The organism is Nocardia sp. NPDC058518, assembly GCF_042719655.1.
Classification (GTDB): domain Bacteria; phylum Actinomycetota; class Actinomycetes; order Mycobacteriales; family Mycobacteriaceae; genus Nocardia.
On sequence record NZ_JBHXNJ010000010.1, the window covers coordinates 195977 to 219713 of the forward strand.

1 protein-coding gene is annotated in these 23737 nt (G+C 69.6%); it reads left to right on the forward strand.

What is annotated here, in order from left to right; all coding sequences use genetic code 11:
• Positions 1-410: 410 nt before the first annotated feature.
• Positions 411-23507: a non-ribosomal peptide synthase/polyketide synthase gene (locus tag ACFWPX_RS19570; RefSeq protein WP_378928591.1), complete on the forward strand. Its 23097-nt coding sequence runs from the start codon at positions 411-413 to the stop codon at positions 23505-23507.
• Positions 23508-23737: the final 230 nt, after the last annotated feature.

Consider the following 23737-nt stretch of genomic DNA (forward strand, 5'->3'; position numbering starts at 1 on the left):
TGCGCGCCGACCGCTGTCGGCTCGGCGTACGCGGTCGGATCGCTGGACCGTTCTCGGCGTCGAAAAGGGGGTCGCCCAGCCGTGATTTTGACTGAATCTGGTCCGGTTTATTATTGAAACGAATACGCTTCTCCTCGTGTTCGGACGCGTGTTTCAGGTGTCGGGGTTGACGATGGAGGTCGGGAGATAACCGAGTCATTGCTGGTTGCGTGGCGGCGAACCGGATTGCCGCGATCGTGTCATAGCCGATCGCACTGAATCCGGTGTGAGCGGGTGGATTTCGGGCAGGGTGCCCGAGGTTGGCCACCCCCGCGCCGATCCACCTCACCCCAGGTGCGAGCCGGGGAGTTCCGAGAGTTTGTTGCGGCCGCGTGGCGTTACCCGCGGCCGGTAATGGAAGGCAGTGTGCGATGACCAACCCCACTCCGGCGCGCGCGGAAACAGAACAGCTGGCAGCGCTGGTGGCGACGGTCGCGGCGATGGATCCGGCGCGGATCGCGGTCGAGTTCGACGGCACCGCGGTGTCCTATGCCGATCTCGATGCCCAGCTCACGCTGATGGCCGAGCTCACCGGTGGGGCACTGGACGCGGACACGCTCGTGCAGGTGGTGCTCGCCGAGCTGTTCCCCGGCGTGGTCGATGCCGCCGAGGGGACCTTCGGTGTGCTGCTGGATTCGCTGGCCGGTGATGCGATGGCCGCGTTGGGGATGGAGGTGGTGGCCGCCGCGACGCTGGTCGATCGGTTCGCCGCGCAGGTGGCTCGGACGCCTGATCGGGTCGCGGTGCAGTTCGGTGACGATGTGCTGACCTACGCGGAATTCGATGCCAGGGTGCGGGTATTGGCGGCGCGGCTGGTCGAGTTGGGTGTCGGTCCCGAGACGCTGGTCGGACTGGCGCTGCGACGCAGCGTCGAATTGATCGTCGCGGTGCACGCGATCGTGCGGGCGGGTGGTGCGTATGTGCCGTTGGATCCCGATCATCCGGTGGACCGGCTGCGCTATGTGCTCGAGGTGGCGCGGCCGGTGGTGGTCGTGACGCGTGCCCGCGATGAACCGGATCTGAACGGCGCGCCGGTTCTGCGCACCGATGACATCGACTGGGACGCGGCGCCCGGCACAGTGGTTTCCGGGGTGCGCGCAGGCAATACGGCCTACGTCATCTTCACCTCCGGTTCCACGGGCCGTCCGAAGGGCGTGGCGGTGACCCACGCGGCGATCGTGGCGAACCTGGATTGGCGGCAGCGCTGCTACGGCATGACCGATGCCGACGTGGTGTTGCAGAAGACGCCCTACACCTTCGATGTGTCGGTGTGGGAACTGTTCTGGCCCTTGCAGATCGGCGCTCGGCTCGTTGTCGCCGAACCGGGTCGTCACGGTGATCCCGCGTATCTGGCGTCGTTGATCGCGGCGCATGGCGTCACTGTGACTCACTTCGTGCCGTCCATGCTGGCCGCGTTCGTCGGTGAACTGGGTCCCGAGGTGGATCTGTCGTCGTTGCGGATGGTGTTCGCCTCGGGCGAGGCGCTGCCCGCTGCCACCGCCGCGCGGCTGCGCAAGCTGTCGTCGACCGCGCTGCACAACCTGTACGGGCCCACCGAGACGGCGGTCGACGTCACCGCGCACGAGGTGACCGCGCTCGACGAGGTGTCGGTGCCGATCGGTGGCCCGGCCGATGACACCGGGCTGCTGGTGCTCGACGAGAACCTCGATCGGGTGCCCGTCGGGGTTGTCGGCGAGCTGTACCTGTCGGGTGTTCAGCTGGCGCGCGGTTATGTGGCGCGGCCGGGCCTGACCGCGGACCGGTTCGTCGCCAACCCTTACGGTGTGGCCGGTGAGCGCATGTATCGCACCGGTGACCTGGTGCGTGAGTCGCGTGGTGAGCTGGAATATTTGGGGCGCACCGACTTTCAGGTGAAACTGCGTGGTCTGCGGATCGAGCTGGGGGAGATCGAGGCCGTGTTGGCCGCCCATCCGCGGGTCGGCAATGCCGCGGTGGTGCTGCATCGGCACGCCGCGGGTGAGGCGCTGGTCGGCTATGTGGTGAGCGTCGACGGTGCGGCCATCGACGAGGCCGAGTTGATCGCGCACGCCAAGGCGTCGATGCCGGAGTACATGGTGCCGTCGCTGCTGGTGCGGCTGGACGCGATGCCGATCAATGCCAGCGGAAAGCTGGACCGGAAAGCGTTGCCGGAACCCGACTTCCGGGTTGCCGCCGCGGCATTCCGGGAGCCCCGCACGGCGACCGAGCGCTCGGTCGCCGCATTGTTCGCCGAGCTGCTCGGGGTGCAGACCGTCGGGTTGGACGACGACTTCTTCCGCCTCGGCGGCAACTCGCTGATCGCCACCAGGGCCATCGGCCGGTTGCAGGCGAATTTCGGTGTGCGTGTGGATGTTCGCGACTTCTTCGACAGCCCGACCGTCGCGGTACTCGCGAAGCTGGTCGAGGGTGGCGTGGTCGACGACCGGCCCGCGCTCGTCGTGGGCCCGCGTCCCGAGGTGGTGCCGCTCTCGCCTGCTCAGCAGCGGATGTGGTTCCTGAACCGGTTCGATCCCGAGGCCGGTGCCTACAACATCCCGATCGCGGTGCGGTTGTCGGGTGTACTGGATCAGGCGGCGTTGCGGGCGGCGGTCGGGGATCTGATCGCTCGGCACGAGGTGCTGCGCACGGTGTATCCCGAGGTCGACGGAGTGGGAACGCAGCAGGTGCTCACTTCCGCTGACGCACTCGACATGCTTGTCGCCGAGTCGAACTCGGAGCTCTTTGCGGCCGACGCCGGTGAGGCGGTCGGCGTGGGTGGTGGAGTCCGCGCTGCTGGCACGGGGGGCTTCGATGGTGAGGCAAACCTGCTGGTCAACGGTGTGGCGAGGTACCTGGCCCCGGTCAGCGTCGGTGCTCGAGAACTTCCGGGTGTGCTGGCCGCCGTGATCCTGCGCGGATTCGACGTCACTGCCGCACCGCCGATTCGGGCCAGGTTGTTCGAGGTCGACGGTGATCACGTATTGGTGCTGGTGGTGCATCACATCGCCTCCGACGGTTGGTCGGCCGGTCCGCTGGTGCGTGACACGATGGCTGCCTACTACGCGCGTACCGAAGGCGCGGCGCCGCAGTGGGCGCCGTTGCCGGTGCAGTACGCCGACTACACCCTGTGGCAGCGTGCTGTCCTCGGCGAGGAAGGCGATGCCGACTCGCGGGCCGGGCGGGAGATCGCGTTCTGGCGTGAGGCGCTGGCGGGGTTGCCGGACGAGTCGAGTCTGCCTACCGACCGGCCTCGCCCCGCCGTCGCGTCGATGCACGGGCGCCGGGTCGAGTTCGAGCTCGACGCCGAGGTGGTCACCGCGCTGAATGCTGTTGCGGCCGAACACGGTGCGACGCTGTTCATGGTGCTGCACGCGGCGCTGTCGGTGCTGATCGCGCGGCTGTCGGGCAATGCCGATGTGGCGATCGGCAGTCCGGTTGCCGGACGCGGTGCGGCGGAACTCGACGACGTCATCGGCATGTTCGTCAACACCGCTGTGCTGCGCACCCAGGTGCGCGGCGCGGAACCGTTCGCCGAGCTGCTCGGCCGCGTTCGCGCCGGGGATCTGGCCGCGTTCGACCACACCAGCCTGCCGTTCGAGCGGCTCGTCGAGGTGCTCACGCCGTCGCGTTCCGCTGGTCGCCATCCGCTGTTCCAGGTCGCGCTGTCGCTACAGAATCTGCCGTCGACGACCTTCGAACTGCCCGGTCTGCGCGCCGCCGCGGTCGACATGCCCTACGACATCGAGAAGTTCGATCTTTCGGTGACAGTGCGTGATTCCGCGGCCAACGGGCTGTCCGGCGAATTCTCCTACGCCACAGAACTATTCGACGAGCCGACCGTCATCGCCATGGTGCGCCGCTTCACCGGCCTGCTCGCCGCGATCGCCGCCGCCCCGCACACTCCCGTCGCCGATCTGCCCTTGCTGATCGACACCGAGCCCGATGAGCTGACCACCCGCTCCGGCGGCCCGTCGACGCCAGCCCCCTTGCTGCCGGAAGTGCTGTCTCGCGCCGCCGCCGACCCCACCGCTATCGCGATCCGTGACGGCGCCCGCACCCTGACCTACGGCGAGCTCGACGCCGTTTCCACACATCTGGCCGCCCGCCTCACCGATCTCGGCATCGGCGCCGGTGACCTTGTCGCCGTGAGTATTCCGCGTTCCGCTGACTCGGTCACCGCTGTCTGGGCTGTCGTGAAGTCCGGCGCGGGGTTCCTTCCGGTCGACCCGAACTACCCTGCTGACCGCATCGCGCACATGCTCGCCGATTCCGGCGCGGCGGCGGGCATCACCATCGATGCGGTGGTGGCGGATCTGCCCACCACGGTGAACTGGCTCGTGGTCGATCCGCTGGCACGCACTGCCGTGTGCGCTGGTGGTGATGCGGCGGAACACGTTGTCGGAGATGCTCATTCGGCGGGTTCAGATGGCGCCGATGCAGTAGTCGGTGATAGTCGCGACGCGGTCGATGGCATCGACGACGCGATCTCGCCAGGTGATGACACCTTCTCGAACGGCGTGGCGGGTGGACGTGCGGTGGATCCGCTCGATCCGGCATATGTCATCTACACCTCCGGAACCACCGGTCTGCCCAAGGGTGTCGTGATTCCGCACGGTGCGGTCGCGGCGTATCTGCCAGTGCAGGCGGGGCGGTATCTGGCGTCGGCGGACTCGCGAGTGCTGCATGTGGCGTCGCCGTCGTTCGACATCTCCGTAGCCGAGCTGCTGCTGACGGTGACCGAAGGGGCGACGATGGTTGTCGCGCCCGCCGGCGTGTTCGGTGGGGCGGAGCTGGGTGAACTCCTGCGGGTCGAGCGGGTGACCCACGTGGTCATCACGCCCTCGGCGCTGGCGACGGTGCACCCGGAGGGGCTCGACGAGCTGCGGGTGGTGGTGGTCGGTGGTGAGGCGTGCCCCGTGGAACTGGTGGCACGCTGGACCGCCGCGATTCCGGGACTGATCTTCCGCAACGGATACGGTCCGACCGAGACGACCATCGTCACCAATATCAGCGAACCGCTCAGCGCGACAACACCTGTCACCCTCGGCGCGCCCGTGGAGGGCACCACCGAACTGGTGCTCGACGAGCGGCTGCGACCGGTGCCGGTCGGCGTCGTCGGCGAGCTGTACATCGCCGGTGCGCAGCTCGCACGCGGCTACCACCGCAGGCCCGCGCTCACGGCGGGCCGGTTCGTCACGAATCCCTTCGGTGTGCCCGGTGATCGGATGTACCGCACGGGCGACACCGTGCGCTGGGTGCGCCTTGATGGTTCGCTCGACCTGGAATACCTGGGCCGCAACGACTTCCAGGTGAAGGTGCGCGGTTTCCGGATCGAGCTCGGCGAGATCGACGCGGTGCTCGCCCGCCACCGGGCCGTCGATTTCGCCGCGACCATCGGCCATCGCACCGATGCGGGCGCGACCCTGCTGGTGTCGTACGTCGTCCCCGTCGCCGGAGCCACGATCGACACCGCGACCCTCATCGCGCACACCGCCGCGCACCTGCCCGCGCACATGGTGCCCGCCGCGATCGTCGCCCTCGACGCCGTGCCGTTGACCCCGGTGGGCAAGCTCGACCGGTCCGCACTGCCCGCACCGGTCTTCGAAGCCGCCGTCTACCGCGCGCCCGAAACCGGCGCGGAGCAGGTCGTTGCGGCGGCCTTCGCCGAGGTACTCGGCCTGGACCGGGTCGGTCGCGACGACGACTTCTTCGACCTGGGCGGCAACTCGCTGCTCGCCACCCGGTTGATGGCACGCATCGGCACCGACCTCGACATCCGCATCCCGATCCGTCAGCTCTTCGACACCACGACCGTGCTGACCCTCGCCGCGGCGGCCGACCGTCTGCGTGGAACGGGCTCCGGCCCCGCGCTGGTGGCAGGGCGCTGCCCGGATCCGCTTCCGCTCTCGCCCGCCCAGCAGCGCATGTGGTTCCTGAACCGCTTCGACCCCGGCTCGGCCACCGACAACATCCCGATGGCCGTCCGCCTCACCGGCACCCTCGACATCGCCGCACTCCAGGCGGCGATCGTCGACGTGCTGGACCGGCACGAGGTCCTGCGCACCCGCTACCCGGAGCGCGACGGGAGCGCAATCGCCGAGATCCTCCCCGCGACCGGCCTCATCCCCGAGGTTCACCCCCACATCGTGGGCGCGGCCGAGCTGTCCGACGCCGTACGCACCTTCGCCGCCACCGGCTTCGACCTCACCGTCGATGCCCCGATCCGCGCGAACTTGCTCCGCGTTGCCGCGAACACAGTGGCAACACATGCTGATTCGGCGGGGAATTCGGCTGCGGAGTATGTGCTGGTCATCGTGTTGCATCACATCGCGGCCGATGGGTTCTCGTTCGGACCGTTGATCCGGGACGTGCTCACGGCCTACAGCACGCGAGCCGTCGGTGAGGTCCCGAGTTGGGTGCCGTTGGAGGTGCAGTACGCCGACTACGCCGTGTGGCAGCATGCCGTGCTCGGCGATGCGGCCGATCCGGAATCGGTGGCGGCGAAGCAGCTCTCGTTCTGGCGTGACGCGCTGGCCGGGGTGCCCGAGCAGCTGGAATTGCCCACCGACCGGACCCGTCCGGCGGTCGCTTCCCGGCGCGGTGCGATGCACGGCGTCGAGATCGATGCCGCGACCCATCGGGCACTGGCGGAATTCGCTCGCGCGCAGGGGATCACGGTGTTCATGGCCGCGCACGCTGTGTTCGCGGTGCTGCTGGCACGGCTGTCGGCGACCACCGACATCGCGATCGGCACGCCGGTGTCGGGGCGTGGTGAGCGCGCGCTCGATGATCTCGTCGGCATGTTCGTCAACACCCTCGTCCTGCGCACGGAGGTGACACCCGCGACTCCGTTCATCGAACTGATCGCCCAGGTCCGCGAGAAGGACCTCGCCGCCTTCGGCCACGCCGACGTGCCGTTCGAGCGCCTGGTCGAGGTCCTCGATCCGGTTCGCTCCACCGCCCGCAACCCCCTGTTCCAGGTGATGCTGTCCCTCGACGAGGACACCCGGAGCGCACTCGCGCTCCCCGGCCTCACCGTCGCCGGTTTCGACCTGCCCACCGGCGTCGCCAAGTTCGACCTGGAGCTCACCCTCACCGAATACCGCGACGACAACGGCACTCCCACCGGCATTTCCGGCGCCTTCCTCTACGCCACCGACCTGTTCGACGCCACCACCATCGCCACTTTCGGTACCCGCTTGGACCGCATCCTCACAGCCGTCCTCGCCGACCCGGCACGCGCTGTCGGCGACCTCGACTTCCTCGACGCCGCCGAGCAGACCCACATCCTGACCACGTGGAACGACACCGCCGCCGAGACCGACCACGCCGCGACTCTCGCCTCGCTTCTCGCTGACCGAGCTGCCGCAACGCCCGACGCGATCGCCGTGGTCGTCGACACCGACCCCACCGCGGCCGATGCCATCGCCGCACACCGCGCCGGGAGTGCAGTGCCCGAGATGCTGCGTGCCGCTGTCGATTCCATGGCAGCAGTGGAGCTTTCGTACGCGGAGTTCGGTGGTCGTGTCGCACGGCTGGCCCGCCATCTGATCGGGCTCGGGGCGGGTCCGGGCTCGCTGGTCGCGGTGGCGATGCGCCGTGGTGTGGAGCAGCTGGTCGCGGTGCATGCGGTGCTTGCGGCCGGTGCTGCGTATGTGCCCGTCGATCCGGATCATCCGGTCGAGCGGACCGCTGATGTGCTGGGGCAGACGGCACCGGTCTGTGTGCTGACATCGGCCGGAAGTGGTGTGGCCGATGGGGATTCGGTGCTGGAGGTCGACACGCTCGACCTGTCGGGACTGTCCGGTGATCCGATCACCGATGACGAGCGGGTGGCACCGCTGCGCCCCGAGCACCTCGCGTACGTGCTGTTCACGTCGGGTTCCACCGGCAGGCCGAAGGGCGTGGCCGTGCCGCACAAGGCCGCGGTGAACCAGTTGCTGTGGTTGCAGCGGGAATACCCGCTCGGTGTCGACGATGTGGTGCTGCAGAAGACACCGTTCACCTTCGACGCTTCGGTGTGGGAACTGCTGTGGCCGTTGCAGGTCGGTGCGCGGCTGGTGCTCGCCACCGCCGACGGGCATCGCGACCCGGCGTACCTGGCGGCAGCCACCGTGCGGCATCGGGTGAGCGTTGTCCAGTACGTGCCCTCGGTACTCGCCGCCGTCGTGGCGGAACCGGCCTCCGCGCAGGCGGATTCGCTGCGATTGGTGTTCGCGGGTGGTGAAGCGCTGACGGCAGACCTGGCAGGGCGGGTGCGCACGAGCACCGGCGCGACCGTGGTCAACCTGTACGGCCCCACCGAAACCGCCATCCAGGTCACCACGCACGAGGTCGGTGATGAGCGCAGTGCCACGGTGCCGATCGGTGTGCCTGTCACCGGTACCCGTGTGTACGTGCTGGATTCGCGCCTGCACCCCGTCCCCGCGGGTGTCCCGGGTGAGCTGTATGTGGCGGGCGCGCAGCTCGCCGACGGCTACCACGGCCGCACCGACCTCACCGCCGAACGCTTCGTCGCCGACCCCTTCGGCACGGGCGAACGCCTGTACCGCACCGGCGACCTCGTCGCCTGGCGCACGGGACCCGACGGCCCGGCGCTGCACTACCTGGGCCGTACCGACTTCCAGGTGAAGCTGCGCGGACTGCGCATCGAGCCCGCCGAGATCGAAGCCGCGATCGCCTCGGTGCCGGGCATCAGCCGTGTCGCCGTCCTGGTCCGCTCCGACGACGGCAGGCCCGACCAGCTCGTTGCCTATGTCGTCCGATCTGTCGGCGCACCCGAGGCCGACATCGCCGCCACGGTCAGCGGCACCGATTCCGACGGAGCCGATCCGGTTCGTGCGGTCGACGTCGCGCCAGCTGTTTCGGGGCCAGCCGCTTCGGCCGTCCCCACCACCGCCGACCTCGACTCCGCGATCGCCGCGACCCTGCCCTCCTACATGGTTCCGGGCGCCTACGTCTTCCTCGACGAGTTGCCCGTCAACGCTTCCGGCAAGCTCGATCGCCGGGCACTGCCCGCACCGGAATCTCGCCAGCTCGACTATCGGGAGCCTGCCTCCGCCACCGAGCGGGTCGTCGCCGCGACCTTCGCCGGGGTGCTCGACCTCGACCGGGTCGGTGCGGGGGACGACTTCTTCGCACTCGGAGGTAACTCCCTGCTGGCAACGCAGGTGGCGGCGAGGCTCGGTGCCGCGCTCGATGCTCGGGTGCCGGTGCGGGAACTGTTCGAGGCGAGCACCGTCGACGGACTCGCTGTGCGGCTGGACGCGTTGCGTGGCACCGGCAGCAGGCGTGGACCGGTGGCAGGTCAACGTCCGCAGCGGATTCCGCTCTCGCCCGCGCAGCAGCGGATGTGGTTCCTGCACCGCTTCGACCCGGACTCCGCCGCGTACCACATTCCGGTCGCGATCCGGCTCAGCGGCGAACTCGACGCGAACGCGCTGCGCGGTGCGCTGGGTGACCTGATCGCCCGGCACGAGACCTTGCGCACCACCTATCCCGAATTCGACGGGCAGGCAACGCAGCTCGTCGGATCACCGTTCGTGCCCGACCTCGCTGTCGCCGATGTCGACGCCGATGACGTGCCCGCGGCGGTGGTCGCCGTCCTCGCCGGTGGTTTCGATATCACCACCGAGGTGCCGGTGCGCGCGGCACTGCTCCGGGTGGCGGCGACCGAACACGTGTTGGTGCTCGTGGTGCACCACATCGCGGCCGACGGCTGGTCGATGGGCCCGCTGACTCGCGATCTGGTCACCGCCTACGCCGCCCGCGTGGCGGGTGCGCCACCGCGGCTGCCCGCGCTGGCCGTGCACTACGCCGACTACGCGCTCTGGCAGACCGAGGGACTCGGCAGTGCCGACGACCCGGACGCACCGCTGGCCCGCCAGCTCGGGTACTGGACCCACCGGCTCGCGGGCTTGCCCGATGTCTTGACGCTGCCCGCCGACCGGCGCAGGCCGCTGATCGCCTCCAACCGGGGCGCCACCTTCACCACCACCCTCGGCGCCGACCTGCATCGCGGGATCGAGGAGCTGGCTCGTGCGCACCGCGCCACCCCGTTCATGGTGCTGCACGCGGGCCTTTCGGTGCTGCTGGCGCGGCTCTCGGCCGGTGCCGACATCGTTGTCGGTACACCTGTGGCCGGTCGCGGCCATCGCGAGCTCGACGACATCGTCGGCATGTTCGTCAACACGCTGGTGCTGCGTGCGCGGGTCCGCGCCGATACCCGCTTCGGCGATCTGCTCGACGAGGTCCGCGCGGATGATCTCGATGCCTTCGACAATGCCGATGTGCCGTTCGAAAGCCTGGTCGACGCGCTGAATCCGGCTCGGTCACAGGGTTATTCGCCGCTGTATCAGATCTCGCTCGCACTGCAGAACCAGCGCAGGACCGCGTTCGAGCTGCCCGGTCTCACCCTGTCGGGGCTGGCGCTGCCGGACGCGCCGATCGAAGTGGATCTGGACTTCACCTTCGTCGACCGTTTCGCGCCCGACGGTGCGCCCGATGGCCTCGACCTCGAACTGCGCTACGCCACCGACCTTTTCGACGCCGAGACCGTCGCGACGATGGTGGGGATGCTCGAGCGGGTGTTGCGGGACGCGGTCACGGCGCCCGGCACCGCTGTCGGTGACCTCGCCCTGCTCGCGGACACCGACGAGATCACGCTGCCGGTGGGTCCCCACGGCGATGTGGTCGCACTCGAGGGTGCACTGGCTGAGCTGGGCGTGCGCGCCCCACTCGCGGCGCACCTGCTCGATGCGGCGGCCGCGCGTGATCCGCAGGCGGTCGCGGCGGTGTTCGAAGGTGTCGAGATCACCTACGGCGCGCTCGCCGCCAGGTCCAACCGGTTCGCCCGCCGGTTGATCGAATGCGGAGTCGGGCCGGAAACACCGGTGGCCGTCGCCGTTCCGCGCAGCATCGAACTGCTGGTGGTGCTGCACGGTGTGCTCGCCGCCGGTGGCGTGTACGTGCCGATCGACGCGGGCCAGCCCGCCGAACGCATCGGGCAGGTGCTGGCGACCGCTACGCCGCGACTCGTCGTTGTCGCGTCCGCCGGAGACCTCGACCATGTGGACAGTGGCATCCGATCCGCCACGGCCTCAGTACATTTCGCTGCCGCGTCGCGTACCGGGTTCCCGGTGCTCACCGTCGCCCAGCTCGAGGAATCAGTGCGTGGCACCGTCACCGGAGCTCCGCTGACCGACGCCGAACGTCTCGCGCCGCTGCACCCCGAGCACCCGGCGTATGTGCTGTTCACCTCCGGCTCCACCGGCACACCGAAGGGTGTGCTCATCTCGCATCGCGCCGTCGTCAATGAAATCTGCTGGCTGCGTGGCGAATACAATATGACAGCAGCGGACCGTTTCCTGCAGCGCGCGCCGCTCACCTTCGACGTCTCGCTCTGGGAACTGCTGGCTCCCGCCCTGCTCGGTGCCCCGCTGGTGCTGCTGCGTCCAGGCGGTCACCTCGACCTGGCGTATCAGGCGCGGGTGGTGCGTGAGCAGGGCATCACCATCATGGAGATCGTGCCGTCGGTGCTGGCCGCGATGCTGGCCGAAGGGCTCGGTGACGCGCTGAGTGGGCTGCGGATGCTGCACGTGGGTGGCGAGGAACTGCCCGCCCCGCTGGCTGCCACCGTGCTCGCCGCGATCCCCGGCGAGCTGCACAACACCTACGGCCCGACCGAAGTGGCGATCACCAGTACTTTCCAGCGGATCACGGCACCGGTCGAGCAGACCGAGCTGCCCATCGGCAGGCCCACCTGGAACGTGCGCGCCTACGTCCTCGACGAGCGTCTGCACCCGGTGCCCGGCGGTGTGGCGGGGGAGCTGTATCTCGCGGGTGACCAGCTGGCCCGCGGCTACCTCGGTAGGCCCGACCTGACCGCCGACCGCTTCGTCGCCGATCCGTTCGGGGCCGACGGTGCCCGCATGTACCGCACGGGCGACCTCGTTCGCCGTGATCGGACGGGTGCGCTGATCTACTTGGGCCGCAACGATTTCCAGGTGAAGATCCGTGGCCTGCGGATCGAGCTGGGCGAGATCGAGGCCGCGCTCGGCGACGCACCCGGCGTCACCCACGCGACCGTGCTGCCCGCCATCGACGATGCCGGGCGGCAGTGTCTGGTCGGGTACGTCGCGGGCGAGGTCGACAGCGTGGCGGTGCGTGCGCACGTCGCGGGCCGGGTGCCCGCGTACATGGTGCCCTCGCACCTGGTCGTGCTCGACACTGTTCCGCTCAACTCCGCGGGCAAACTCGACCGGGCTGCGCTGCCGGCCGCCGACCTGTCCACCACCACCGAATACGTGGCGCCGCGACCGGGTGCGCAGACCGCTCTCGCGGGCGTGATCGGGGAACTGCTCGGGGTGGCGCGCATCGGTGCCAACGACGACTTCTTCGCCGTCGGTGGCAATTCGCTGCTCGCGATGCGGCTCGTCGCCCGAGCCAACGCGGCCCTCGGCAGTGCGCTGGATGTGCGCGACGTGTTCGACGCACCGACCGTCGCCGGACTCGCCGAGCGGGCGGGCACCGGCCTCGAACAGTTGCCGCCGCTGACCGTCGTGGAACCACGCCCCGATCGAATCCCGCTGTCGCTGGCGCAGACTCGCCTGTGGCTGCTGAACCGGATCGATCCCGAATCGGCCGTCTACACCCTGCCGATCGCCCTGCGCCTGACCGGCGACCTCGACACCGCTGCCCTGTGGGCGGCGCTCGCCGATGTCCTCGACCGGCACGAATCACTGCGCACCGTCTTTCCAGAAGACGCCGACGGCCCGACCCAGGTCGTCCTGCCCGTCGAGGCGGTATTGCCCGCCACCGTCGTGCGCGAGATCGCCGAGGCCGATCTGGCCGACACCGTGCGGACCATCATCGGCGAGGGTTACGACCTGACCAGCCAGCCCCCGCTGCGCGCCGCGCTGCTGCGTCGCCAGGCGCGGGTCGCAGCTGCGGACCGCCGATCCGATGAGGCGGTGGGCGGTGCTGTTTCGCGTCCCGCTGCTGTGGCTTGTGCGGGTTCGCACGAGACCGAGCATGTGCTGGTGCTCGCGGTGCACCACATCGCCGCCGACGGTGTGTCGACGACGCCGCTGGCACGTGACCTGATCGCTGCCTACGCCGCGCGCGCCGCGGGGATCGCACCGGTGTGGGAGCCACTGCCGGTGCAGTATCCGGACTTCACCCTCTGGCAGCATGCCGTGCTCGGCGATGCGAGTGACCCGGAGTCGCGGCTGGCACGGCAGTTGGCGCACTGGCGTCACGAATTGGCCGGGATCGCACCGGTTCTCGAACTGGCCACCGACCGGCCCCGGCCACCGGTACGCACGGGTGTGGGTGGGGCTGTCGGGTTCGATGTGCCCGCCGATGTCGTCGCCGGGATCGAGGCGCTGGCTCGCCGACACGGGGTGTCCACGTTCATGGTGGTGCACGCGGCGTTCGCGGTGCTGCTGTCTCGTCAAGGTGCCGGTGCGGACGTTCTCGTCGGCACGCCGGTCGCCGGGCGGGCCGATGCCGCGCTCGACGATCTCGTCGGCATGTTCGTCAACACCCTCGTATTGCGGACGGCGGTCGATGCCGGTGCCGGGTTCGGTGAGCTGCTCGCCGAGGTGCGGGCGGCCGATCTGCGGGCCTTCGCGAATGCCGATCTGCCGTTCGAGCGGCTGGTCGACGAGCTGAATCCGGTTCGCTCCACGTCGTATTCGCCGATCGCGCAGGTGATGCTGGCGTTCGAGCATCGCGAGGACACCACCATCGAACTGCCCGGGTTACGGATCGACGAGTTCGCGCTGCCCGCCGCGACAACCCAGTTCGATCTGTCCCTGGCGATCACTGAGATCGTCGGTGCCGCAGGGGAACCCGGAATGCGCGGGTGGCTGCGTTACGCCACCGACCTGTTCGACGTCGACACGGTGGCGTCGTTCGGTGCGCGGTTCGTGCGCGTGCTGAGCGCTGTTGTCGCCGATGACACCGTCGCGGTCGGTGAGATCGAGTTGCTCGATGCCGCCGAGGCCGCGCAGCTCGCGGCGTGGAACGACACCGCGGCTGCGCTCGACACCGACGCCACGCTGGTCTCGTTGTTCGCGGCGCGGGCCGCGCGCACCCCCGACGCGATTGCTCTCGAGTTCGAGGGACAGCGGATCACCTACGGCGAGTTCGCGGTTCGTGTCGCCCGCCTCGCGCGGTGGCTGATCGCCGAGCAGGTCGGACCCGGCGCGGTCGTCGGTGTCGGGCTGCGGCGTGGCATCGATCTGCTGGTTGCCATCTACGCCGTGCAGGCCGCGGGCGCCGCGTACCTGCCGCTGGATCCCGACCATCCGGCCGACCGGATCGCCGATGTCCTGGCGACCGCGGCTCCCGTCTGCGTGCTGGCCGCCGCCGACTTCCCTGAAACCGGCTCGAGCCCAGCCCTGCCCGACACGACGCGCACTGTCGAGCCCGCCTCGCTCGACCTGTCCGGGTTCGCCGCTGACCCGGTGACCGATGCCGATCGGATCCGGCCGCTGCGCGGCGCCGACCTGGCGTATGTGCTGTTCACCTCCGGCTCGACGGGTAAGCCCAAGGGCGTCGCGGTTACCCACACCGCGATTGTCAACCGTCTGGACTGGATGCAGGATGCCTACCTGCTCGACGCCGCCGACACCGTGCTGCAGAAGACGCCGATCACCTTCGACGTCTCGGTGTGGGAACTGTTCTGGCCCTTGCAGATCGGTGCCACCCTCGTAGTCGCCCGGCCCGACGGGCACCGAGACCCGTCGTACCTGGCCGAGCTCATCACCCGCACCGGAGTCGGCGTCGTCCACTTCGTGCCGTCGATGCTGACGGCCTTCCTCGCCGAACCGCTTGCCGCCGAATGTGTTTCGCTGCGACAGGTGTTCGCTTCCGGTGAGGCTCTGCCCGCCGCCGATGCCCAGCGCCTGCGCGCGCTGATCCCCGGCATCGCCGTGCACAACCTGTACGGACCCACCGAGGCCGCTGTCGACGTCAGCTTCCACGAGGTCACCGACGCCGATATCGCCACGGTGCCGATCGGCGCCCCGGTCGCCAACACCGCCCTGCACGTGCTGGACGCGCGCCTGCGCCCCGTTCCTGTCGGCACACCGGGTGAGCTGTACCTGGCCGGCGTCCAGCTGGCGCGCGGGTACCTCGGCCGCCCCGACCTGTCCGCCGACCGCTTCGTCGCCAACCCGCTCGGCGCCCCCGGCGACCGCATGTACCGCACCGGCGACCTCGTGGTCCGCACCCGCTCGGGTGAACTGGAATACCTGGGCCGTACCGACTTCCAGGTGAAACTGCGCGGCCTTCGCATCGAGCTCGGCGAAATCGAAGCCGTACTCGCCGGACTCGACACCGTCGAACGTGCCGTGGTCACCGTCCGCGACGACGGCACCGGTGACTACCTCACCGCGTATCTCGTTCCCGTGCAACAGAGCCGGGAGAGCGGGTCTACCCGCACATCGGAATCCGGTGCGATGGCGACCGGTGCGATTTCGGATCTCGACGCTGTCGCGGTCGTCAGCTCGGAGCCGGCGGACGATGCTCCCGCTTCGTCCGCCGACACCACGTCGGTGGCCGCCGAATCTGTCTCCGGCGCTCGTGATGGCGCCCAGACCGTTCCGGTAATCGACATCGATGTGGTGAAAGTCGCATTGCAGCAAGCGCTTCCGGCCTACATGGTGCCGAGCGCATTCGTAGTGCTCGGTGAGTTCCCCGTGAACGCCTCCGGCAAGCTCGATCGGCGGGCGCTACCGGCACCCGCGCTGGTTGTGCGGGAATTCCGGGCACCCGCGACACCGTCGGAGCGACTGGTGGCCGCGGTGATCGCCGAAGTGCTCGGTGTCGAACTGGTCGGCGCCGATGACGATTTCTTCGATCTGGGCGGCAACTCGCTGATCGCGACCCGGGTCGCCGCGCGACTCGGGGCGGCGACGAACCGGCAGGTGCCCGTGGCGCGGATCTTCGAGACGCCGGTTGTTGCCGCGTTGGCCGCCGCGCTCGACGCCGACGGTGGCCTGGCCCGACTCGCGCTGGTGGCGGGGGAGCGCCCTGCTTCGCTTCCGCTCTCGCCCGCCCAGCAGCGCATGTGGTTCCTCAATCGGTTCGATCCGGATTCGGCCGGGTACAACGTGCCGATCGCGGTACGGCTCAGCGGCGTGCTCGACCTGGACGCGCTCGCCGCCGCGGTGGACGATCTCATCGGTCGCCACGAAGTGCTGCGAACCTTCTACCCCGAGACCGCCGCCGGACCGGAGCAACGGATCCTGTCCGCCGCCGAAGCCGGTGTCGCACTGCGGGTTCACGATGTCGACGCGGCCGAGATCATGGGAGCGGTGACGGCGCTGGCCGCCACCACCTTCGATGTCACCGCGGGTGTGCCGTGGCAGGTGGTGCTGTACCGGATCAGCGCCGACGAGGCGGTGCTGGCCATGGTGGTGCACCACATCAGCGCCGACGGTTCGTCGATGCCGCCGCTGGTGCGTGACCTGATGACGGCCTACCTCGCACGCCGCGACGGTGCGGCACCGCGGTGGACGCCGCTGCCGGTGCAGTACGCCGACTACGCGCTGTGGCAGCGCGCCGTGCTCGGCGACGAAGCCGACCCGGACTCGATGGCCGCCCGCCAGCTCGACTTCTGGCGCGGCGAACTCGCCGATCTGCCCGATGAGCTGGCATTGCCGCTGGATCGCCCACGCCCGGCGGTGCGCGATCTCGCCGGCGGGACCGTGCCGGTGACACTCGACGCGGATACGCACGCCCGACTCAGCGCGCTGGCTCGGGAATCCGGGGCCACGCTGTTCATGGTCGTGCACACCGCGTTCGCCGCCCTGCTCGGGCGACTCTCGGGCAGCGCCGACATCACCGTCGGCACACCGGTCGCCGGGCGTGGCGAGGCCGCGCTCGAAGACTTGATCGGCATGTTCGTCAATACACTGGTCTTCCGCACCCGCCTGCGGGCGGGAGAGTCGTTCCGGCAGTTGCTGATTCGCCAGCGCGCGACCGACCTCGCGGTGTACGCCAATGCCGAGGTGCCGTTCGAACGCCTCGTCGAGGTGCTCGATCCGACCCGCTCCACCGCCCGGCATCCGCTGTTCCAGGTCGGCTTCTCGTTCCAGAACTTCGAGCGGGCCGAACTGGCGCTGCCCGGGATCACCGTGTCGGGGCTGGATACCGAGAACGAGCTGTCGCAATTCGATCTGCACCTCATCGTCAGCGACGAGTACGCGGCTGACGGGACCGCCGCCGGTGTCACGGGCGTACTCACCTTCGCGCACGACGTTTTCGACATCGAGACCGCCGCGACGATCGGTGCCCGTCTGGAACGGCTGCTCACCGCCGTCGCCGCCGCACCGCACACTGCGCTGGATTCCCTGGATGTGCTCGAGCCCGCCGAGCGGCACCGCATTCTCGAGCAGTGGAATGCCACCGCCCATGAAATCGACCGCACCGAGACGCTGCTCACGCCCTTCCAGGCTCAGGTGGCGACCCATCCCGCTGCCACCGCGCTCGTCTTCGACGGCACGGAACTGACATACGCCGCCTTCGGCAAGCGGGTGAACCGGCTCGCCCGTCATCTGATCGCGGAGGGCGTCGGCCCCGATGTCCTCGTCGCTCTGGCGATGCGGCGTTCGATCGACCTCGTCGTCGCGATGTACGCGGTCCTCACCGCCGGTGGTGCCTACGTGCCCGTCGACCCCGACCACCCCGCCGAACGTATCGCGCAGGTCCTCGACACCGCCCGTCCCCACCTCGTACTGACCACGATTCGGGACCAGTTCGCTGCCGCTGCTGCGGTCGTCGGATCCGGCGCATCGGCGGGGGTGAGCTTCGACAACTCAGCCGGGGGCGTCCTCGCGGCCGACGGCTCGAACCCGCGGGTTGTCACGGTGGACGACCTCGACACCGACGGCTATGCCGACCACCCGGTCGCCGACGGCGAACGTCTTGCGCCGCTGCGTGATTCGAACCTCGCCTACGTGCTGTTCACGTCCGGATCGACCGGCAAGCCCAAGGGTGTGGCGATGAGCCATGCCGGGATTCGCAATCAGATCGCCTGGCTGATCGAACAGTACGGTCTCGACGGCGACGACGTGTACCTGCAGAAGTCGGCGGCCGGGTTCGACCTGTCCGTGTGGGGCTTCTTCGCTCCGCTCGCCGCCGGAGCGACCCTCGTGCTCGCCACACCCGACGGACACCGTGACCCGCTGTACCTGGCGGAACTGGTTGCCGCGCAGCGGATCACCGTCGTCGACTTCGTGCCGTCGATGCTGGCGATGTTCGCCGCGCACGCCGAGGCCGATCAGCTGCGGAGCCTGCGGCTGGTCTTCGCGATCGGCGAGGCACTCACCCCGGAGACGGTGGCGGCGCTGCGGGTGAAATCGGCTGCGGCCGTGCACAACCTGTACGGGCCCACCGAGGCCGCCGTATCGGTGACCGCCTGGCCTGCCGACGGCGCGACCGGGCAGACCGTGCCGATCGGTGTGCCCGAGTGGAACACCAGGGTCTATGTGCTCGACGAGCGGTTGCGGCCGGTGGCGCCAGGCGTCGCCGGTGAGCTGTACCTGGCCGGTGCGCAGTTGGCGCGCGGCTACCTCGGCCGACCCGACCTGTCGGCGGATCGCTTCGTCGCCGACCCGTTCGCGGGGTCCCGCACGGCGGGTGCCCGCATGTACCGCACCGGCGACCTCGTGCGCTGGACTCGCGACGGCGTGCTCGTCTACCTGGCACGCATCGACTTCCAGGTGAAGTTCCGTGGTCAGCGCATCGAGCTCGGCGAGATCGAGACCGCGTTGCAGGGGCTGGACGGGGTCAGTCAAGCGGCGGCGGTGGTCTCGCCGAGCGCGACCGGTGATCGGCTCGTCGGTTACGCGGTGCCGACGCCGGGCGCCGAGCTGGACCCGGCTGCCCTGCGGTCTGCCGTGGGCGCGGTGTTGCCGTCGTACATGGTGCCGTCGGTGATCGTCGTGCTCGACGCGTTCCCGCTCAACACCTCCGGCAAGCTCGACCGGAAAGCCTTGCCCACACCGGAATTCGTGGCAAGGCCGTTCCGGGCCCCGGTCAGTGCGGCGCAACGGGCGGTGGCCGAGGTGTTCGGTGCGGTGCTGGGGCGCGAGCAGGTGGGGCTCGACGACGACTTCTTCGAACTCGGCGGCAACTCGCTCATCGCGACCAGGGTCGCGGCCCGACTCGGCGCGGCATTGTCGACCCGGGTGCCGGTGCGGACCCTGTTCGAAGCGACCACCGTGGCCGACCTGGCCGCGGTGCTCGACGGCCGGGCAGGCAGTGGCGCGGGAATCGCGCTGATGTCGGGCCAACGACCGGCGCGGATTCCGCTGTCGGCGGCCCAGCAGCGCATGTGGCTGCTCAACCGCCTCGATCCCGCGTCCGCCGCCTACAACATCCCGATCGCGGTGCGGCTCACCGGCGATGTCGATGCCGGTGCGCTGGCCGCCGCGGTCACCGATGTGCTCGACCGGCACGAGGTGCTGCGCACGGCCTACCCCGCGATCGACGGGATCGGGCACCAGACGGTGTGGGAGTTCGTGCCTGCGCCGGTGGTGGAGACCGTCGATCCGATCGCGGTACCGGCGATCGTCGCGGCCGAGATCGGGCGTGGATTCGATGTCACCGTCGCACCGCCTGTGCGGGTGCGCGTACTGCGCTGTGCCACCGACGAAGTCGTGCTGGTCGTGGTGATCCATCACATCAGCGCCGACGGATTCTCCGCCGGGCCGCTGCTGCGCGACACCACCGCCGCCTACCTCGCCCGTCGTGTGGGCACCGAACCCGGTTGGGCGCCACTGGAAGTCCAGTACGCCGACTACACGCTGTGGCAGCGTGCGGTGCTGGGCAGCGAGGACGACGCGGAATCGGTCGCCGCACGGCAGCTGCGATTCTGGCGCGGCGAACTGGCCGGGCTGGCCGGGCTGCTCGAACTCCCCGTCGACCGGCCACGTCCGGCTGTCGCATCGCACCGTGGTGCGAGCATCGACACTGTTGTGCCGAAGTCTGTTTGGCAGCGGGTGGGGCAGTTGGCCCGTCGCAGCGACGTCAGCGAGTTCATGGTCGCCCACGCCGCGCTGGCCGCGTTGCTCGCACGGCTGAGCGGCACCGGCGACATCGCGATCGGCACCCCGGTGGCGGGTCGCGGTGAGCAGGCACTCGACGATCTCGTCGGCATGTTCGTCAACACGCTGGTGCTGCGAACCGATGTCGACCTTGCCGCCTCGTTCACCGCGCTGCTGCGCGAGACCAGGCGGGTGGACCTGGATGCCTTCGAGCATGCGGAGGTGCCGTTCGAGCGGCTCGTCGACGTGCTCGACCCGAACCGCTCCGCCGCGCACAGCCCACTGTTCCAGGTGATGCTGGCCTTCCAGAACCTGGCCGCGAGCCCGGTCGAGGTGGTCCTGCCCGACCTCACCGTGACCGGACTGGAAGCCGACGCCGCCATCGCCAAGTTCGACCTGGACCTGGTACTCACCGGCACCACCGACGGTGGTTGCGCCGTGAGCCTGACCTACGCCACCGATCTGTTCGACGCCGAGACGGCGACGCGCATCGCCGACGGCTACGTGCGGATGCTCGACGCGGTGACAGCGAACCCGGAGGAATCGGTCGGCGATGTCGACCTGCTCACCGACGACGACCATCGGATGCTCGACAGCTGGTGCGACACCGCGCATCCGGGTCGGATCTCCGACACGGCCGGTGCACGGATCGCAATGGCAGCCGACGCCCTCATCGAGAGCGCTCGCGGCTCAGCGGAATCCGACCGCAGAGTCGCCGCAGCGCCGAGCGAGATGACACTGCCGGACGTCACCCGGCGTGCCGACGTTCTGCCCACAGCGTTCGATCGCCAGGTCGCTGCGACACCGGACGCCCCCGCGCTCGTCGACGGTGACACGGTTCTCACCTACGCCGAGTTCGCGGCGCGGGTGAACCGGCTCGCCCGTCATCTGATCGAACACGGTGTGGGGCCGGACTCCGCGGTGGCCGTCGCCGTGCGCCGGTCGACAGAGCTGCTCGTCGGGGTGTACGCGGTGCTGGCGGCGGGTGGCACCTACGTGCCGGTGGATCCCGACCATCCGGCCGAGCGCGTCGCCCGCATCCTGCGGATCGCGCAACCGGCGTGCGTGCTCACCACCGGCCGCGACGGCGCCGAGCTCCCGCTGCGCGGGCTCGACGCGGTTTCCCTCGACACGGTGGACCTCACTGCCTACCCGGCGGGGCCGATCACCGACGCCGAGCGCGTGCAGCCGCTACTGCCCGAGCACACCGCGTACGTGATCTTCACGTCCGGATCGACCGGCCTGCCCAAGGGTGTCGGTGTGTCGCACCGCGCGATCGTCAACCAACTCGACTGGCTGGCACAGCGTTTCGAGTTCGCCGCCGGCGACACCGTGCTGCACAAGACACCGACGACCTTCGACGCCTCGATCTGGGAGCTGCTGCTGCCGCAGCGGGTGGGTGCCCGCACGGTGATCGCCCGCCCCGGCGGCCACGGCGATCCGGCCTACCTGGCCGAGCTGATCACCGAACACCGCATCGACACAGTGCAATTCGCGCCGACCCTGCTCGCGGCCTATGTCGCCGAGCCCGACGGCATCGCGAGCGGGTCGCTGCGACGGGTGTTCGCGGGCGGCGAGGCCCTGCCCGCGGCACTGGCTCAGCAGGTGCGGGCGCTGACCGGCGCGGACGTGGTGAACCTGTACGGGCCCACCGAGACCGCGGTGCAGGTGAGCAGTCACGTGGTGACCGACGACGACCTCGTCACGGTGCCGATCGGTGTGCCGGTGTGGAACACCGGGCTCTACGTGCTCGATGCCCGTTTGCGGCCTGTGCTGCCCGGGGTTACCGGCGAGCTGTATGTCGGCGGTGCGCAACTCGCACACGGGTACATCGGGTCCGCCGAACTCACCGCTGAGCGGTTCGTGCCGGATCCATTCGGAACGGGCGGTGCACGGATGTACCGCACCGGTGACCTTGTCCGGCTGCGCGGATCAAGCACTCCCGCATTGGAATACGTCGGTCGCGTCGATTCGCAGGTGAAGCTCAACGGGCAGCGCATCGAACTTGGCGAAGTCGAGGCCGCGCTCCAGCGGCAGTCGGGGGTCGCGCAGGCGGCGGCCGCCGTAATACCCGGGGTCGGCGCGGATCGGCTCGTCGCCTACGTCGTCGCGTCGCGCGGCCAGGCATTCGACGCTGCCGGTATCGCCGCCGGTACCAGCGCTGATGGCACCGCCGATATCACTGTGGCGCAGGGTGATTCGTTCCTCGACGGGGCGGCACTGCGTTCGACCCTGGCCGCGGAACTACCCGGTTACCTGGTGCCCGCGGTGGTACTCGAGCTGGACGCGTTGCCGGTCAACGCCTCCGGCAAACTCGACCGCGGCGCCCTCCCACGCCCGGAACTTCGCCAAGCGACCTATCGGGCACCGATCACCGAGACCGAGCGACTCGTGGCGGGCGCGTTCGCCAGGGTGCTCGGACTGGATCGAATCGGCATGGACGACAACTTCTTCGACCTCGGGGGCAACTCCCTCACCGCGGTCCAGCTGTCCTCGCGACTGAGTGACGCGCTGGGCGGCACGGTGCCGGTGGCGTGGTTCTTCACCGACCCCACTCCCGCCGTCGTCGTGGAACGGCTACGCGCCGAGGACGATTCGAGCGACGACGCGTTCGCGGTACTGCTACCGCTGCGTGCGGGCGGCACCGGCGCACCACTGTTCTGCATCCACCCCGTGGGCGGTGTGTCCTGGTCGTTCGCCGGACTGACCCGCCACCTCGACCCGCAGCGCCCGATCTACGGGTTGCAGTCGCCTGCCCTCACCGCCGACGAACCGCTGCCCGTCACCATCGATGCCTGGGCGCAGCGCTACATCGCCGCCATCCGAGCAGTGCAGCCGCAGGGTCCGTATCACCTGCTCGGCTGGTCGCTGGGTGGGCTACTGGCCCACGCCGTCGCCACCGGCCTGCAAGCCGACGGCGAGCAGGTGGCACAGCTGGCCATGATGGACAGCTGGCTCGGCGACGGACCCGAACAGACCCCGATGCCCACCGTCGGCGACCTGCTCGGCGGCCTCGCCGGTGCCGATCTCGCCTTCGACACCGACGGCCTCGCCGCCGCGGCCGCGGGCATCGGCGGACCACTGGCCGCACTCGACCGCGCCCGCATCGCCCGCATCATCGACGCCGCCACCGCCTCGATGCGGATGGTCGACGACTACCGCCCGCGTCGCTTCGACGGCGACCTCGTCTACTTCGCCGCCACCGTCGACGACCCGAGCGGATCGCGGGGCGCGGCGAGCTGGGCCACCGCTGTCGAGGGCACAGTGCACCGGCACGGCATCGACGCCACGCACTGGGCGATGGCGGGCGAGGCGGCGCTGGCCCGGATCGCGCAGGTCCTCGACGGGCGCGGATCCGGTGCCCGCGGGTTCGCGAGCGAGGACCCGGCGACGAGGGCCGATGCACGGGCGGGGGCGATGGGCGCATAGAATCGCGGAGTCGGCCTTCGTGCCTGCTGCCTGCGTAGTGAGGCATTTCGCGCACGTCGCCAGCTCCCATTCGAGAGGTTGAGGAACCATGCCAGAACAGCCGTCCGGTGGGATCGGGTGACGACGTCGAAGTTGACCGAATCGGATACCGCGCCCGATGTGGACGCCGCTATCGAGGATCGGGTGACGAAGCCGAAGCTGACAGAATCGGATACCGCGTCCGATGTAGA

Bases quoted from the DNA above. Each gene is read 5' to 3' on its own strand.
- ACFWPX_RS19570 (WP_378928591.1), top strand. From the start codon at position 411: ATGACCAACCCCACTCCGGCGCGCGCGGAAACAGAACAGCTGGCAGCG.